General features: G+C 42.8%; 15 protein-coding genes and 2 pseudogenes. 10 read left to right on the forward strand and 7 right to left on the reverse strand.

Translation table 11 applies throughout. The annotated features are described in order from the left end of the window. Positions 1-7: 7 nt before the first annotated feature. The gene (locus tag ACUUHJ_RS04190; RefSeq protein WP_472298319.1) at positions 8-982 is read right to left on the reverse strand and encodes an ROK family glucokinase; all 975 of its coding nucleotides are present in this window, start codon (positions 980-982) and stop codon (positions 8-10) included. 141 nt (positions 983-1,123) lie between these two features. Between ACUUHJ_RS04190 and ACUUHJ_RS04195 the strand changes: the two genes are divergently transcribed. From ACUUHJ_RS04195 to ACUUHJ_RS04215, 5 genes and pseudogenes are all read left to right on the forward strand, one after another. Further along, positions 1,124-2,014 carry a diacylglycerol kinase gene (locus ACUUHJ_RS04195; protein WP_173605884.1) on the forward strand — a complete coding sequence of 297 codons (891 nt, stop codon included), beginning with the start codon at positions 1,124-1,126 and terminating at the stop codon, positions 2,012-2,014. 118 nt (positions 2,015-2,132) lie between these two features. Beyond that, the gene (gene rlmD, locus ACUUHJ_RS04200; RefSeq protein WP_472298320.1) at positions 2,133-3,590 is read left to right on the forward strand and encodes a 23S rRNA (uracil(1939)-C(5))-methyltransferase RlmD; all 1,458 of its coding nucleotides are present in this window, start codon (positions 2,133-2,135) and stop codon (positions 3,588-3,590) included. 167 nt (positions 3,591-3,757) lie between these two features. Next, positions 3,758-4,576, forward strand: a pseudogene (locus ACUUHJ_RS04205) (IS3 family transposase). Between the two features lie 1,327 nt (positions 4,577-5,903). Beyond that, a complete protein-coding gene (locus tag ACUUHJ_RS04210) occupies positions 5,904-6,554 on the forward strand; it encodes a hypothetical protein (protein WP_472298321.1) in 651 nt (216 codons plus the stop codon). 84 nt (positions 6,555-6,638) lie between these two features. Continuing rightward, on the forward strand, positions 6,639-6,884 hold the full coding sequence (locus ACUUHJ_RS04215; protein ID WP_472298322.1) for a hypothetical protein: 246 nt from the start codon (positions 6,639-6,641) through the stop codon (positions 6,882-6,884). Between the two features lie 463 nt (positions 6,885-7,347). Here ACUUHJ_RS04215 and ACUUHJ_RS04220 read toward each other — a convergent pair whose 3' ends face one another. Further along, the gene (locus ACUUHJ_RS04220) at positions 7,348-7,860 is read right to left on the reverse strand and encodes an SMI1/KNR4 family protein (protein WP_472298323.1); all 513 of its coding nucleotides are present in this window, start codon (positions 7,858-7,860) and stop codon (positions 7,348-7,350) included. A 418-nt stretch (positions 7,861-8,278) separates the two neighbouring features. Here ACUUHJ_RS04220 and ACUUHJ_RS04225 point away from each other — a divergent pair. Further along, positions 8,279-8,402: pseudogene (locus ACUUHJ_RS04225) on the forward strand (IS256 family transposase); the annotation flags it as partial. Positions 8,403-9,269: 867 nt separating this feature from the next. Here ACUUHJ_RS04225 and ACUUHJ_RS04230 read toward each other — a convergent pair. The 3 genes from ACUUHJ_RS04230 to ACUUHJ_RS04240 form a co-directional block, all read right to left on the reverse strand. Then, entirely contained in the window at positions 9,270-9,779 is a 510-nt protein-coding gene (locus ACUUHJ_RS04230) for an SMI1/KNR4 family protein (RefSeq protein WP_012684462.1), read from the reverse strand. Positions 9,780-9,844: 65 nt separating this feature from the next. Further along, entirely contained in the window at positions 9,845-10,945 is a 1,101-nt protein-coding gene (locus ACUUHJ_RS04235) for an HNH endonuclease (RefSeq protein WP_472298324.1), read from the reverse strand. 248 nt (positions 10,946-11,193) lie between these two features. Next, positions 11,194-11,391 carry an aspartyl-phosphate phosphatase Spo0E family protein gene (locus ACUUHJ_RS04240; RefSeq protein ID WP_012684464.1) on the reverse strand — a complete coding sequence of 66 codons (198 nt, stop codon included), beginning with the start codon at positions 11,389-11,391 and terminating at the stop codon, positions 11,194-11,196. A gap of 227 nt (positions 11,392-11,618) precedes the next feature. Between ACUUHJ_RS04240 and ACUUHJ_RS04245 the strand changes: the two genes are divergently transcribed. Further along, positions 11,619-12,365 carry a helix-turn-helix domain-containing protein gene (locus ACUUHJ_RS04245; protein WP_472298325.1) on the forward strand — a complete coding sequence of 249 codons (747 nt, stop codon included), beginning with the start codon at positions 11,619-11,621 and terminating at the stop codon, positions 12,363-12,365. Here ACUUHJ_RS04245 and istB read toward each other — a convergent pair. Next, complete coding sequence (istB, locus tag ACUUHJ_RS04250) at positions 12,362-13,081, reverse strand: IS21-like element helper ATPase IstB (RefSeq protein ID WP_092272886.1); 720 nt, start codon at positions 13,079-13,081, stop codon at positions 12,362-12,364. The two genes, ACUUHJ_RS04245 and istB, sit on opposite strands and share 4 nt — an antisense overlap. Continuing rightward, on the reverse strand, positions 13,078-14,580 hold the full coding sequence (istA, locus tag ACUUHJ_RS04255; protein WP_472298126.1) for an IS21 family transposase: 1,503 nt from the start codon (positions 14,578-14,580) through the stop codon (positions 13,078-13,080). The genes istB and istA overlap by 4 nt, the downstream gene beginning before the upstream one ends. 67 nt (positions 14,581-14,647) lie before the next feature. Here istA and ACUUHJ_RS04260 point away from each other — a divergent pair, with 67 nt between their 5' ends. The 3 genes from ACUUHJ_RS04260 to ACUUHJ_RS04270 all read left to right on the forward strand — a co-directional run bounded on the left by ACUUHJ_RS04260 (position 14,648) and on the right by ACUUHJ_RS04270 (position 16,982). Next, on the forward strand, positions 14,648-15,340 hold the full coding sequence (locus tag ACUUHJ_RS04260; RefSeq protein ID WP_472298326.1) for a hypothetical protein: 693 nt from the start codon (positions 14,648-14,650) through the stop codon (positions 15,338-15,340). A 506-nt stretch (positions 15,341-15,846) separates the two neighbouring features. Next, positions 15,847-16,500 (forward strand): lysozyme inhibitor LprI family protein, encoded by a 654-nt coding sequence (locus tag ACUUHJ_RS04265; RefSeq protein WP_472298327.1) that lies wholly within the window; start codon positions 15,847-15,849, stop codon positions 16,498-16,500. 257 nt (positions 16,501-16,757) lie between these two features. Next, positions 16,758-16,982: a hypothetical protein gene (locus ACUUHJ_RS04270; protein WP_472298328.1), complete on the forward strand. Its 225-nt coding sequence runs from the start codon at positions 16,758-16,760 to the stop codon at positions 16,980-16,982. The last annotated feature ends 54 nt before the right edge of the window (positions 16,983-17,036 follow it).

A 17,036-nucleotide genomic window follows, 5' to 3' on the forward strand; every position in this document is an offset into this window, starting at 1 on the left:
GACCCGATCAGGATTCGTGCATCTGTGAGCGGATTAACCAGCCCGCACCGTACACCCCCGCATCATTGCCGAGTTTGGCCGGAACGATCTCTGTGGACTCGACGACATAGCTGAATGGAACGAAGCGTTTGAATGATTCGCGGATTCGGGAAAAGAGGAAGTCACCTGCTGCAGCCACGCCTCCACCGATCATAAACTTAGCAGGATTGAGCACATTCGCCAAATGAGAGAGAGCGAGACCGAGATAGAGTGCCACTTGATCGATAATCGCGAGAGCTGCTGTGTCTCCTGCTACGGCTGCCTCGAGGACATCCTTGGCGGCAATGTTTCCTTTGGCGGCTAATACAGCGGCAAGCACCGGGCTTGATCCATTGGTAGCGACAAATCGCCCTTCACGAATGATGGCAGTCGCCGACGTATATGTTTCGAGACAACCTGTTTTGCCGCAATTGCAAGGGGCGCCGCTATCCGGGGTCATCGTGATGTGACCGATTTCGCCGCCAACACCGTTGATGCCATGGATGACCTTTCCATTCAAAATGACGCCTCCACCTACACCTGTGCCGAGTGTAATGAGAACGAGGTCTTGTGCACCTTGGCCTGCACCTTGCCACATTTCCCCGAGGGCTGCGACATTGGCATCGTTGTCGACTGCGACTGGCAGACCTGTAAGGGCTTCCAATTTTTCCTTTAATAAAACGGGTTGGCGCCAGTGAAGATTCACCGCTTGGAAGACGATTCCCTTCCCGCCATCGACGGGTCCGGGTACGCCTACACCGATTCCGCAGACTTGTGAAAGAGAATAGTCATGCTGCGTAAGAAGATCATGAGACATGTCTACGATTTTTTGCAAAATGCCATCCTCGCCGTCCGCAACTGGCGTCGGTTCTTGCATTTTTGTAACCAGTTCGCCGTCTGGCGTAATCAAAGCCATCTTGATTGCAGTGCCACCCACATCTACTCCCACGATGATCTTCTTCACAAGCGTCTCCCCTATCCCTTGATTTCCATCTTTTTCTATCTTATCACGCTATATGGAGCATAGCGATTCCCAAAAATGGCTATACAGGATATGATGGAAGAGAGTACCCCCGTGAGCGAGGGAAGGAAGAAGGTATCTGCCTTGAAACGAGCCAGATTAATCTACAATCCAAGCTCCGGCCGGGAGATCGTGCGTCGGCGATTGCCGGAAATCCTCGATTTAATGGAGTCGGCCGGATATGAAACTTCATGCCATGCGACCAGAGGGGAAGATGATGCGACAGAAGAAGCTGCTCGTGCAGTAGCTCGCGGTTTTGACGTCATTTTGGCCGCTGGTGGAGATGGAACCATATATGAAGTAGTCAATGGGATGGCAGAGCACAAAGCACGCCCATCTCTTGGAATAATCCCCTGCGGAACAAGCAATGATTTTGCCCGGGCGGTCGGTATACCGAAATCGATCACACGAGCAACGGAGATTATCACCAAGGGCAAGAAGAAACGCATTGACCTGGGACGCATCAATAACCGCTATTTTATGAATATCGCAGGTGGCGGCTCTCTGACGAATTTGACCTACGAGGTCCCAAGCAAGCTGAAAACGCTAATCGGCCAAATGGCGTATTACGTCAAAGGTTTGGAGAAGCTGCCTTCGCTGCACCCGATCCGTGTTCGTCTGGAGAGCCGCAAAGAGGTGCTGTTGGATGAAGAAATCATGGTGTTTCTCATCGCCAATAGCCGATCTGTAGGCGGCTTCGACAGGCTCGCCCCAGATGCGGACTTGTCAGATGGTAAGCTGGATGTCATCGTCGTGAAAAAGATGAATATTGCGGAGTTTATTCGCTTGGCGACACAGGCAGTTCGCGGCGAGCACTTAAAGGACCCGAACATCCTGTATTTCCAGGCAGATTACATCAAAGCCACTTCGCCGGGCGGAGAGAAGGTTCAGCTCAATCTGGACGGTGAGCTGGGCGGACAGCTGCCTTGCGTGGTGGAAGCATTGCCGGGGCATATCGAGTTGTTCGTCCCGTAAGAAGATAGTAAAATGAATAGCAATAGCCGTGGGGATGCCGCTTTTCGCTGTGCATCCCTGCATGTTTCCTGGAGCGAAAACGAAAACCTACAGAGCAAGATAAAAGGAGCAATAGATAGTGGCGAAGACAACAAAGAAGCGGCGCGGTCCGCACCCGACAGCCAAAGTGGAGCTGGACGTCCCTGTACGTGTCGGACAAACCGTGGAAGTGGAGATAACCGGACTGAACCACGAAGGAGCAGGAGTCGGCCGGATTGAAGGATATACGCTGTTCGTGGATGGCGCACTTGCAGGAGAGCGGGTTCATGCGCGTGTCGATCATGTGAAGAAAAACTTCGGCTTTGCCAAGATGACGGAAGTAGTAGAAGCAAGTACCCATCGCTTCCAGCCGCCCTGTCCGCTGTACGACCGTTGCGGAGGCTGTTCGTTGCAGCATCTCGCATATGAGGAGCAGCTACGACACAAGCAGCAAATCGTGCGGGACAACCTGCGGCGCATTGGCGGTTTCCAAGTCGAAGGGGATGGCGCGATTACCGTTCACCCGACACTCGGCATGAGCGATCCATGGCGCTACCGCAACAAAGCACAGGTACCGATCGGCGAGGAAAACGGGGCGTTGGTCGGCGGTTTTTACGCGGAGAAATCCCACTCGATCATCGACATGAACGAATGCCTCATTCAACATCAGGTGAATGATGAAGCGGTGGCAGTCGTGAAGCAGGCGGCGACCAAGCTGAATATCACGGCCTATGACGAGGTGCGCCATTCAGGCTTGCTGCGTCATGTGGTTGTAAAGGTGGGCGTCAAGACGGGGGAAGTCATGGTCGTGCTCGTAACGACGGAAGAGCAGATTCCGCAACGAGATCAGCTGGTGGAAGCGATTCGTGCTCAGGTCGCTGGCGTGACGAGTATCGTGCAGAACATCAACCCGGACAAGACCAATGTTATTTTTGGCAAAAAGACCGTGACGCTCTGGGGCAGCGATGTGATTTACGATTATATCGGTCCGATTAAGTTTGCTATTTCGGCGCGTTCGTTTTATCAGGTCAATCCTGCTCAGACAGAGGTGCTGTACAATAAGACGTTGGAGTACGCGGGTGCGACTGGTACGGAGACGGTCATTGATGCGTATTGCGGTATCGGGACGATTTCGCTGTTTTTGGCGCAGAAGTCCAAGCATGTGTACGGTGTGGAGATTGTGCCGGAAGCAATTGCGGATGCGAATCGGAATGCGCAGTTGAATGGCGTGGAGAATGCGACGTTTGAGGCAGGGCCTGCGGAGGTTGTCATTCCTGCTTGGAAGGAGAAGGGCATACGGGCAGATGTGATAGTGGTTGACCCGCCGCGTAAAGGCTGTGATGAGGCGTTGTTGACGACGATTTTGGAGATGCAGCCGGAGAGGGTGGTTTATGTGTCTTGTAATCCTTCTACGTTGGCGAGGGATTTGAAGGTGCTTTCTGACAGTTACACAGTGAAGGAAGTGCAGCCGGTGGATATGTTTCCTCATACGGGGCATGTGGAGTCGGTGGCTTTGTTGGTTAGGGTTAGTACAGTTGCCCAAGAACCATATAAATAGAGAGCATTTTCATTAGGACAGCTTGTTGATTTGATTGGCACAGAGGTAGTTAATGGGTATTGGTGTTAAACATGAGCAAGGACTAGCCTAATTAAGCATAGTTCTGCAGATTATTACAGTGGCCAAAACAACAACGACGTACCTTTACTTCAGAATTCAAAAAGCAAATGGTAGGACTCTATGAAAAGGGAAATCCAGAGCAGCGATTGTGGCGGAATATGACCTCACAGCCTCCGCTTTAGACCGCTGGATCAAGCAGGCTCAAACAACAGGCTCCTTCAAGGAGAAGAACAATCGCTCTTCAGAAGAAAATGAGCTGATCGCTTTGCGAAAAGAGAACCAGCGTTTGAAAATGGAGAACGATATTTTAAAGCAAGCCGCGCTGATCATGGGACGAAAGTAGCTATCATCCAGAACAACCTTGATAAATACTCGGTATCAGCAATGTGCGACGTCCTACAAATCGCAAGAAGTACGTTTTACTATGAAGCGAAAGAACAACCGAACGAAGACGCTCTAGCGATCTGACGTATGTAAAGGTCCAGAACCGATGGCATTACATTTGTGTGCTGGTTGATTTGTTCAATCGAGAGATCATTGGGCATAGTGCGGGTCGAAACAAGGACGCTGCACTGATTTCCCGCGCTTTTGCGACGGTACAAGGCAATTTACGCCAGATTGAGTGGTTTCATACCGACCGTGGCAGCGAGTTCAAAAATCAAAAGATGGATGAGCTCTTGGAGACGTTTGAAATCGGCCGATCACTAAGTATGAAAGGCTGTCCGTACGACAACGCTGTGGCTGAAGCCACCTACAAGGTCATGAAAACAGAGTTTGTGAACCAGATGAACTTCCAGAGTCTTCGTCATCTGGAGCTGGAATTATACGATTACGTGAACTGATTTAACAAGCATCGTATTCATGGGACATTAGGCTATATGACGCCTGTTCAGTATCGCCAAGAAGCCCTTAAAATAGTTGTCTGATTTACTATTGACAATCCATTAATAATTGCACATGGAAAAGAGTTTTGGACTTGGTAAGTGGAAATAAAGAAGGGGCTGTTTCAAAAGTCGATTTTTCCGACTGAGAGACACCCCATTTTTAATATCGAAACTCATGATACATCAGCGTTTCAGAGGGACTTCTCTAGTTGTATAGTTGTAAGGAAGATGTGGAAGCATTCATTCAATCTTACTCTAAACAGATTGAATCTGCCCTCTACTTTCACATAGAGTACAATGCCAATGGGAAAAGCAAATTTTATAGAAGTTACCTCTGATACAGAAAATTGTTATACGTGCTCATTTAAAGGGTTGGATGTTTTTAATATCAAGGTAGAAAAATTGGTCGAAGAGATCCATAAAATATCCCCATATGACCGAGATCACTGGGAACTGAGGGGACTGTATATATTTCCGCAAATTGGTATGCGTCTCTGGAGACCTATTATTCGAAAGGAAGAGGATTTCGAACAAGAATGGTTTAGGATATGTCTCTTAGCTGCTGGCAGTATTAAGTTTTGGCGTGCTACTCTCAAGTAGTTTCAGTCAGCCGTGGACGTCTACAGGCCGAAGAGATAGGGGCAGGACGGATAGTAAACTTAGACGATCAGAAACTTGTCAGAGCAGCTCTTGATGGGACGATAAAGCGCGGTGACGTCACATCCATTGTTAATGGCGTTATGCAACGCTACATATCCTCTCGTGACAGCGTAGTGGTCTCTCAGTGTGCAGTGTACTGAATGATGTTTAATTTTCGACCGATTTTGAATTGAGATCAGGAGGGAAACGCACGTGGAGCTGCCGCGAGTGGCATCGACTCATTCCCGGGGCATGTATGGAACCTTGATACAGATTGCGGATAATCTCGACTTCCGGAATCCGATATTTCATGGAAGGGCGAAACGGAATCGGTCATTAGGGAGTACCCAAGCGTTTGTTGTTGAGTTGGCTTGTTTCGCGAGAAGCTGAAACGGTACATGATCGCAGGGGGAACTCAGTTTATTTATACTTCGGATTACATGGATAGGTATTTGAAATGAAGAAAATCCCTCCCCTCGGGATCGCGGATTTTCTCATAGATTGGCACTGATTAATAAATTCGTAGCCTCGACAGCCAGCGCGCGACGCATTGAGATGATTTCTGACCATCACTGGGTGCTTTAATCTAAGCAATTTTTCAATTCAATCAGCTTATTCTCAATTGAGGTTCCGTTTACTACCATTTATGCAAAGTTATTTGTTAAATAATGGAATTAGTGGTAATTTAATTTCAGGAAATAATTCCAAAATTATCAAGGAGTGACGTATAATGAGAAAGGTAACTAAATCGATTTATGTTTCAATGAGTGCGCTATTAATCATGACTTCAGTGCCGGTGGCGGGTTTTGCAGCTGAGCAAAATGCAAATGTGTCTTTCCAAGAAGTTGAAGAAGCCTTTATCAAAAAGGTCGATAAATATGTAAAAATCGACTCCAAAACGAAGAAATTTTCACTATCAGCTAAGGCAAAGGAAAATTTGAATAGGGAGGAATTAGGAAAGGCAGAAGCTCTTATCAAACAAGCAAATTTTGCCGTTGATCAACACGGAAAAGACTTAAAGATAAAAGGTAATACCTTAGTTTTAAGTGAAGATGTAAAAAAACAATCTTTAGCTGCAATTGACACTAGTGAATATTGGGATTATGAATTGTTTTGGTGGGGTTACCGGATCTACTTCTCTGACGAACTATGTGAAGATATTAGACGTCGTGCGATGGAAGTTGGGGCTAGTGGAACGATAACTGCTGGTGTTTTAACCTATCTTGGTGTACCTGGATGGGCTGCTGGTATTATTGTCGGTTTTGGGGTTCTTACATTGGCAAAGATTAACAGAACCAATGAAGGTAATGGAATATACCTTGATGCATTTCATGGAACTAACCCATCAAATTTTCATACTATAAAAATATATCCAGCATAATGTTTTAAAATCGAAAATAATCGGATGGGTGTGTAAGATATTGCCATCCGATTATTTATTGATTTAGTGAAGGGGAGGAAAACAATGTTCTTACTTATCCGTTTCATTATTCATGGCATCTTAGGAGTTGCGTTGATGGTTGCAATAAGGAATAACACATTTGTGAATACAATCGAGGTAGCATTGATAGCGCTTCTACTATCTTTTTCCGCTATCTCTCTATTTTTAGACTATAGACAAGAAAAAGGCATGACAGGAAAATTCCAAACAGCTTTGTTTACGCATATAGGCGTGAATGCGTTTGTTATTTTTCAATACTTCCTTTTTTAACTATCAATGGGATGCTAAAATGTCCTGCAAAAGTCCACTTTTTTTAGAACACCTAAACAGTCAGTGAAAAACGAGCCTAGATTCGCTTCTAAGGCTCGTTTCACGTTTAGGGAGACATATATTTGTCCCCCTAAAATCATTGGTTTTTCGAAAACCACGATTTTTGCAGCAGTCTCTGTGAACGCTCGCTAAATTGTTGACCACATTGCTCAACAAAAAGTTACCCACCTGACAGGCTGAACACACATCATCATTTTCACACCTATTAGCTATTTTTTTACTGAGCCGAGGAGAGTCAAGGACTTACGTAGCAAGGGGGGGTTAACGCAGGTGATCAACTCGGATATGAGCGTTTGCCCCAAAAATGGTCAACTTTTTGATGAGCGTTTACATGAGGAAAACGAAACGGTTTTCCCCACCTTCTTTACTTTTTTAGGGACTTTTTAGACAGCCCCCTTTTTTCTTACTCTTCCTCCTCAATGGGTCGATCCCAAAACTCAATTCCGTCATGCTCAATAAGTTGTTCCAGCAACTCTGTGAACGTCAGGTCTATGTCGATAGTATCGTCTGGTAGTATCGATCCAACCCATGTGAGGTAACCTTTGCCACTATGTATTCTGTCTTGATCCACACATATACAGCTATTTGAGATATCACTCCAAACGATAGGATAGTAAGGATGGTCGATGCTGTAGCCTTTCCAGTACCCAATGACGAGTTCGGTACTTAGCACATCATAACCCCCAGAGTTATGCTTGGCGCTCTTGAATAGTGTTGCACTTTTGTAGCGGCTTAAAAAACAGACGTAATCCTCTGGTAACTCAAACGATTTTAATTTCTCCTTTGTATCTGTGATAGACTCGTTCGAGAAGTAGAATGTAAATTGATATTTTTCGTTTTTGATATGAACGTTCCCGTCTACACTTGTCTTACTTCCCCTGATCTTACTAATGAGGGCTTCAAAAGGATTACTCACAGGATCACATCCTTCAATGAGAATAGGGACTGTCAATTGAATGACAGCCCAATTTTACGTTAATTTCTGCGATAACTTCTCCACCAGTCAGTGACATCATCATGGTACAGGATGTTAGAGTTGCTGTTCGGATATCTGAGAAGAGGAATCAACTTACTCATATCATTCGATCCATAGTATTCTAGCGGGATCATATGATGGATTGAAACTTCATCCCAAGCCAAAGTGTTGAGCGACACCATAGTTTTTTTCGTAGTTATCTATAAAATTATTTCTAAAGTTATTATCGCTCACCCAGTTGTTCGCAAGCTTGCGAGGATACTCTGCTTTTCCTCTAAACTACAATTAGTTTTAAAAAGGTTGGGAGATTTTTGTGATGTCAAAATAGCAGATCAAGCAGTGGATCAAAGAGAAGAATATGAAGTCGGTAGACGCCGTGAAATCAGCGTTAAAGGAATTGTTTGCAGAAACGATCCGAAATGCCCGAAGGAGATATTGAGTCCACTCTTGGGTATCCCAAGCATGTCGCCAAAAATAAGCGGAGATGGATTGGCGGACTGAAAAAGTGGGGCGGAGAACCCTTTTTTTGTGCTAATGTGCTACCTACTACAAATGAAACACTATCCGTTGAAAGTAGAGAGTGGGTCATGGCTGCTACCAAGTAACTGAATAGGTGCATCTATTCGGAATGTCTTGTATGTATCTCGTTTATCACCAGACATGTTCCCCTAACCAAAAATAAGATTCACCAACGATTTTATAATCCAAATGCTCATAACAATAACAAAGTATTCAAGAATAATAAACTTCCAAGTGGCATTATGCTTACTTAATCCATACCTAAACAAACTGAAAAAGAATATGCCTCCAGCAATTTCAAGCAGCTCTATGAAACTAAAGACGGTTTCGCTCATATTCCTTTACCACCCTCTTTTACTCACCTAAATTATACCAAAAACAAAAAATGCCTTATAAGACTTCTCTTCTTAGTCTTTAACTCGACTAATTCACTACCCTATGATCTACTTTAATTGTTCCATCTTGTTCAACCGGAAAACTAGCACGATACTCCCAGCTTACCTGAATCTTCTAGAATGTCAGGGCTATTCCACGTAGTATCTACTATGGTTTCTGCGTTTTTGGTGTATGCGTTAACGGGATACTTTGCGGCGGATTGAGCATGAGATTCCTTTGCAAAAGAGACAGAGGGGACAAATACGACTGTGCATAGGAGAGAAAGTATAAACTATTGCTATTAAGAAGTTTTAAATATTTCCGTACAAGGGCCAAAAGCGGCGCTGGGATTACCCCCAATTTACATAAAAAGCTAAGAGCTAGTCCCAGCTTTTTGGCAGTCATGCATTAGTCGTCCGATTCATCCTAAGCACTATAAAAGGCGTCCTTTTTTCCTACTCTTCCTCCTCATGGAACGGAATCCAGAATTCCTTCCCCTCATGCTCGATGAGCTTATCCAACCATTCTGTAAATGTCAGATCAATGTCAATCGGGTTGTCGGGGTCCATCGATTCAATCCATGTGAGGTAGCCGTTTCCGCTGTCTAGTCGGTCTTGATCTACGCATATACAGCCTAAAGAGTGACTGCTCCATGCGATAGGATAGTAAGGGTGATCGATGCTGTATCCCTTCCAGTATTCAATAACATTGTGAGGGTCTAATATCGTGAAGAGACTGCTGCCAAATTCTAAATCGCGAAATAATACGGCTCTGTTGTACTGTGAGAAGTAGCTCACATAATCCTCGGGTAGCTCAAATGACTTTAGCTTCTCTAACTCAGCGGCAGAGTCAGTAGACATTTGAAAAACAAACTCAAATTCTTCACCGATAATATGCAAATCACCGTTCAGTTGCTCTCTTCTTCCCTTGATCTTGTCTAAAATACGGTTAAAAGAATTGCTCACGGAGTATTCACACCTTTTCTAATGAAAATACGGACTACCGTCCCACAAACGGTAGTCCATTTTTCTCAATTCTTTCGGTAACTCTCCCACCATTCAGTTAGTTCCCTATGTGGCAGAATGTAATCGTTTTTTCTATCCTTTTTGAGTAGAGGGATCAGGTTGTCGAAATCGTTTTCCCCATAATATTCTAGCGGAATCATATGATGGATTTCAACATCATCCCAAGCGAAATATTGAGGCTGACCGAAGTAACCAACGTAACGTCTCTCGAAGTCCTTTCTATACCCCGAATCTCGCTCTCTCTTCTGAGGCACCATGTCAGCGTCCGGTTTAATTAACTTGATGTTTGACTGCGGATCGACGTAATCAGGGTAAATTTCGCCTTTATTGTTAGTCAGGATACTTTTTACTTCCTTCAATGTGTCGATAGGTGCGGAATTACCACTCTGGAATGAAACAGTGCCGGTAAATTCACCTGACCACCAGTAAGTCTCTGCATTCGCACGCACCCTATCCTGTGTTAGATTGACGTAAGGGAGTCTCCAATATGGCTTATTCATTCTTTCTACTCGATATTTCCCGTCCTTGGTTACTGAGCGAGTGATAGAGTGAGTAGCCGATACAGAGGACACGCTACCGATCACGGCGGATACTTTAACATTCGAATATATATCACCGCCTGCCCAGTCGGCTGTCATGAAGTGGTCAAAGAACACTCCAACAGGTCTAGGATACCCACTCATCGGTTTAGAGGCTCTAACCTGATTCATGTCAGATTCATCAACCTCGTTAGCCTCATCGGCTTCGGCAGCTTCGTCGTAAGTAAAGACACCGAAGTCAAATTTAGAATCGTCTTCTTTTTCAACTGCTGCTGCATTGGGGCTGAACACCATTTGACGCTCCCCGATGACTTCATCCGCTGTGCTGCTCTCTATAATCGTTACGTTTTTGCTTTCAAGGATGCGTGGTTCATTGATGGCCTCTGCCAATTCCTCTAGTGTTACTCCCTCCGCCAGTTGTATGGGAAGGTTTTCGAAATCAACAACTTCTTCTGTCTCGGCAATTTCCTGTATACTTTCAGCAGATGCTGGCGTCAAGACTGACATAGGAGCAACTAACAATGAGAACACGACAAAAGGCACAAATACTCTTTTGAATTTCTTCATAGGCATCCTTACTCCTCTTTAAAAATTGTTCTCTAAAATTAATTATCCGAGTTCTTCGAGCAAATGCTCCGCTATGTTTTTTAGGTCTATTTCGTAAGAATCTCCTTCTTCCGAATCTGAACATCTCGTGATAGAGTTAAAAAGAGGAGTTTCAAGCAGCTCCTATTAAGGGCGTTCCTGTTGCTGGGAAGCATAGGAGGAACGTCCTTTCTTGTTGATCCGCTTTCTCAAAACAAGTCCATTCACTTTTACAATTTGGCTCCTTTCTGATTAGTAAGATTTCTTCGTTGGTACTCTAAGATGTACTCATCCAGTTCTTGACTTATCTTCAACACATCGGAGTTTGTCAGTTTGCCCTGTTGTTTGAAGACTTCTTTAAGCTGATATTGTAGATTCTTGATGATTTGTGTAAGGTCTTCGTTGCTTACTTCTTGCCATTCAACCATCGTTATCAGTCCCCCATAGTCTCACCCCCTCTTTTTTCACTATAGCACCTATATCAAAAAAACTATGGAAAAATTATCCTTGATACATTTGACATTATTCGATGATTTTCGCAAATTTCAGTCGAAATATGTCTGTTTGTTTTTGTTGAATTAGCAAACATCAACTTGCTATAATCCTACTCGATTGCATTGTAAAAAAAAGGAAGTTTGTGTTGTGGAGGGATATAGTGCAAAAGAAAACAATTGGGGACATGTTGTCTGAGAGCCGAAGAAATAATGGCTTGTCTTTTGCTGAGTTAGAAGATAGAACTGGTGTAAGTAGGGGCGTACTACAAAAGATTGAGAGCGGAGAGACAAAACGCCCTGAATTTAAAACAGTGAAGTCGATAGCCGCTCTATTTCCGTACTCGTATGAAGAAATTATTGAAGGATACCTTGAGGATGAGACTAGGATTGAGACGTTATTTGAAATTCTTCAAGAGGTCATTCAGTGTGAATATTCTTCATTAGTGGAAAGAGTATCATTGAAAATTCTCCAATCGCCGAATGAAAAGATAGAGAAGGCATTAGAGCGACTGTATAACTTTTCTGATTCGACTGCTGTAATAGCAATAAATAACGAAATACGCTTAGCTCTCTTTAAGGTCATCGCAAATTATGCACGACAGTGCGGAGAGCCGAAATACATTGCAAAAGCTTTATTTAAGAGATATCTAATTGAACGAAATGATCTCAAAAAACTAAAGGAAACCTTTTGCAATGGGGAGGAAATTTTACACTATGTTGACTTCCTATCCCATGACGAAAAGATTACATTTTATTATCGAATGGCGCTTCATGCTCATAACATTGAGGACTATAACAAATGTATTGAACTGGGGAAAACAGGTCATCTCTGTATTTGGCAAGTAAAAAGTGCAGAGTTCGGCAGCCATTTTGTGCATAGCCTTGCCAGGCTAAATTTTTATTATTAACGGTGGGAAAGAGCATGCCGAAGGCGATAACTCTCTCCTGTGAAAGCTACGATGTGAGCATGATGCACAAGACGGTCAATCAAGGCAGCGGTTAAACGGTTATCTCCGAAAACCGTATTCCATTGGCTGAATTCCAAATTCGAGGTAACAATGACACTGATTCGCTCATAACATTCTGAGATTAGATGGAAAAGTAGGTCAGCACCATCCTTGTGAAACGGAACAAATCCTAACTCATCTAAGATTAGTAAATCAGCATCCATTAATTCCTTCTGAAATCTCGGTAGATTGCCAGCATGAAACTTGGTTTGCAAAATGGAAACCAACTCTGCAACCCGATAAAACCTCACATTTTTCCCCTGTTTACACGCCTCTACACCAATTGCCGTGGCCAGATGCGTCTTTCCTGTGCCTACGGCACCCAGCAAAATAACATTTTCCTTTCGTTCTACAAACGAGCCTCTCTTCAATTCCTCAATCGTTACACTCTCAGGTAGCGAAACCGACTCGAAAGAGTACCCTTCAAAAGTCTTTATTTGCGTAAATCTTGCTTTCTGTAACAATCGTCGGATTTTTCCCTGCTCACGGGAACTTCGTTCCGCTGATAGAACCGCATGAAGAAACTGAGTTGGGTGTTCAAACGGTACTTGATCATAGATATTCATGACATGTGCTAATCTCATCTGCTTGCATAGTTGACGTAATTCTTCTCTCATTTTCGTACCTCCGTCCGTTGAAGTTGATCATATCTCGAAAGATCTGGCTGATACCCAACGAAAACAGACGGTGTTCGATTGTCTTTCATAGGTGTTGGGATTATCTCTGGATGACGTAAACGGTACAGAACATGCTCCAATCGACTCACATCATCCTGCTTTTCTTGCGTAAGGCATCTTTCGATCTCCTCAATTTGGTATGTTCTTAGCATTCGAATGATCCAGCCGATTCTTGCTTTGCGACTTTTTCCTTCCACAGATTGAAGAAAAGCTTTTGTTTGGCTGGGAAGCAAAGCAAGGACAGAACTGTAATCGAGAGCCTTCGGCCTATTATAAAGTGGCTCCAACAGCGTTTGCAGATCAATTGGGATCGGCTCGTCTATATATCCCCTTGGTAGTGAAATGAGGACTTCATAGCTGTCATTTAGTACGTCTACTTTGTTCCACCAATACTTCAGCCATACTCGTTCGTGAGAACGGATAGATGGAACCTTTAACGTTTTTTGATCAACGAGAACTTCACCGTATCCATTGGCTTTTACGGATTCTAAACGGAAAGCCTCGTAAGGTACGAGAGGAAGTTCCAAAAGCTTGATTTTCTCTCGCTCCCAAAGCTCTTGCTGTAAGACTCCCTTCGCATAATGGAGTCTTTTCAAATCCTCAAAGGCTTGCTGATTGATAACATACTGTAGTTGTTCCAAATCATTGGCTACAGGTAATGGAACACACCAATTTCTTCGTGCATAACCAACTTTATTCTCAACATGTCCTTTTTCGTTTCCCTGAGCTGGATTACAAAATACAGGCTGGAAGCGATAGTGAAGAGCAAATCGTTGAAATTCGTCTGTAAGCTTTCTCTTTCCATCGGTTCCTACAGATACAACTGCCGCTGAAAGATTGTCAAACCAGATTCGATTAGGCACTCCGCCGCTCATCTCAAATAACCGCCGTAACCCTTCCAAGAAACACTCGGTGTTCTCCTTCGGAGTAACAAAAACAAATGCCGCGTTGCTGTAAGGGTAGGAGAGGATCAACATTTTCCGCTCTACCAGTTCACCGCCAATAATTGCTTGAAATGTTCCAAAGTCCGCCTGAGCTTCTCCACCTGGATGTTTTAAACGAATATAAGGTTCCGATTTTTCGATTTGCAGTTCTAACTTCCGCTTGGCAACATAGTACCGTACGGTACGATCTGATCCTGCAAAGCCAAATTCGGAAACAAGGCGATCATAGATACGTTTTGCCGTGTGCCTCTGCTTTTTGGGGCGGGTTTGATCTTCCATAAGCCAAGTATCCACTTGCTCACGATAAGCTTCCATAATAGGGAATTTTCCTCGAAGAGGACACTCTTCTTTGTTCCAGTCCGAACAATCTGCATATTTCTTTGCTGTTCTCCAGTTAACACCAGTTTGTTCTGCTATCTGGGAGATCGATTGATCTTTTACGTCCCGCAAGTATTTGATATAGTATTGTTGAGCCATTGCCAGCATTCCTTTCATCCCTCTCCTATCTGTTCCGCAAATAGAAGAGTAGGGGGTTGTTTAGTTAGCTGGCAAGGCTTTTTTCATGTTCGGAAATGGTCTGCACTTTTCGGTTGCCAAAGTGTGTACTTTTATTTTGCCAAACACACATCTCGAAGATAAGACAAGTAATACATTAAAAGAACAGGTTGCATTAGCTATATGCAACTCATACCTATTCTTAGGAAAATATAGTAACTTGGAAGAACACCTGAATATTTATGAAGAATTGAAGTACACGCAGATTATTAAACGGTTGAAGTTTTACCGCGCCATTATTCTATCTCGGACAGGGAAATATAGCGTTGCTATTCCTATGTTGTATCAGTGTGTAGAAGAAGTAACTGATAGTAATCGTTTACATCGAGTAAATATGCTTTTGGAAGCTTTATTTAAAGTCAATGATCTTGATTCAATTAGCAGTATTCTAGGGTCAGAAGAGAGTAAATTATTACTTCAGTACACCGATCCATATCAATATTCCGAACTAGGAAGGTACTACAAATACAAAGGCAGATTTTTGGTTAAGAGGGGTTGTTTTGATGAAGGAATGGAGGCTTATCTAAATAGTATATTGTATTACGCTAAGATAAGTGATTATAAAAGTATTTTGCAATGTTACAATGAGATACATTCTCATCATTACACACATGAAGAAATGATGAAATTGGAACTTATAGGAAATCTGAAAGAAGTATATAATGAAGTATATAAGGAAAGCGAAGCGAGGGATGAATGATGAAAAAGTTAGTAATGAATATTGTAACCTGTTCTGTTATAATCTCGTTCTCTGTCTTGACAGTAACTACTCCTAATGTTAGGAATGAAATTGAACATGGAACTAACGTTTCTCCAATAAAAACTATAAAGTTATATTCGGATAATCCCGGACATTAATAAACGAAATCCAAAGGGGAAAGTGATGAACAGGCTTCTCATGCATATATTTATGACGGTGTTCTTAGTTGCTGTGCCTCTAACTATTCAAGCAAATGAGGTGCAAAACATTCCAAACCATTCTCAAGTAGTTTCCTATGGTACTGACCCAGGGTGGTAAAATCGGATGCTTTGTTCTTGTGTAACAAAAGCACTTTGACAATTATTGCCAAGGTGCTTTTATTCATCTTCTCGGCACAAATTATCAACAATACCTACTGAGACGAAAAGGATGCATCTGTCGAGAGCTAATCTAGGATATGCGCCATTACCGGTAAATAGTAAAGATAATAGTTAAGGAGATAATTTATGAAAGGTAAGATACTCTTATTACTTTTTATTACGATAATGTGTTCATCTTGTCAAAATAGTAGTCAATCGACTACTTTGAACGGCGAAACTAAATCAATAATGAATTCGGAACTGCCTCCTGATGTAGTGAGTACAGGTAATGGAACAGAATCGAAAGAAATAACTGAAGGTCGATCAGATCCTTCTAACAATGAAGTGTTATCCATGAACATTGGGAACTATGAATCGAAAGGAGAATTTTATGATGAAATACTTCGAAATCCTATCGATCATGATTATGAAGTGGAATTTAATGAACTTCAAAATTCCAAAGAGATAATTACAACATTGGGATGGGGGGCTTTGGAAAGCAAATATACAGAGATTTGGGATAAAGAGTTGAATCAAATATATAAAAAGCTTCTTTCTAAGTTGGATAGAGAACCAAGAGAAGCACTAATTGAATCGCAGAAAGAATGGTTACAGTATCATCTAAGGGAAACAAAATTTGTAGAGAAGACATTTATTGATAATCGTTACCTTGGATCACAAGGATCGGTAAGCCTAGGCAGGGTTATACGGGAGAGAATTAGGGAAAGAACATTGCAACTATTTGAATATCGATATTTGCTAGATCGTGAAATTGAGTTTTTATACCAAAGTAAAAAATAGAGTTGGAATCTTGATCAAAGGTTTTTAGGTGATGCTTCGAAGACAGTAACGGCGCATAACACTGTATTCACGCTACGGGGCTACCACCCCTACTGTCTACTCGTCACATGTGGAGTGCTGTACACTGTTAGTACGGAAAAATGAAAGCAAGAAGCATTGGTGTCTAGACCCTTCCTAAATGTGGAAGGGTTATTTAGTAATAAATTTGATTCATAATGGAAGCGATAAGACTCTTAAGATATAAAGGGTGGAGTAATGTGGGAGATGGGAAAAGCATTAAAATAAATGGAATCGCAAAAATAGAAAAATTGGTGGCAGATGAAAGCTACCTTCGTTTTCTTGTATTTTTACCGAAAATATTTTATTTTCAAAAAAATCAAAAGATTGTTGACAGTCAGAAAAATACAAGCTATCATTACCAGTATATACCATACATTCGCGAATATGGTATAAATAACAATTTATCGGAGGCATTATTATGAAAAAAATTACTGTGCAAAAAACCGAGCCTGTAAAATTGACTTCAGTAGCTAACA

It is taken from the genome of Brevibacillus schisleri (assembly GCF_055685845.1).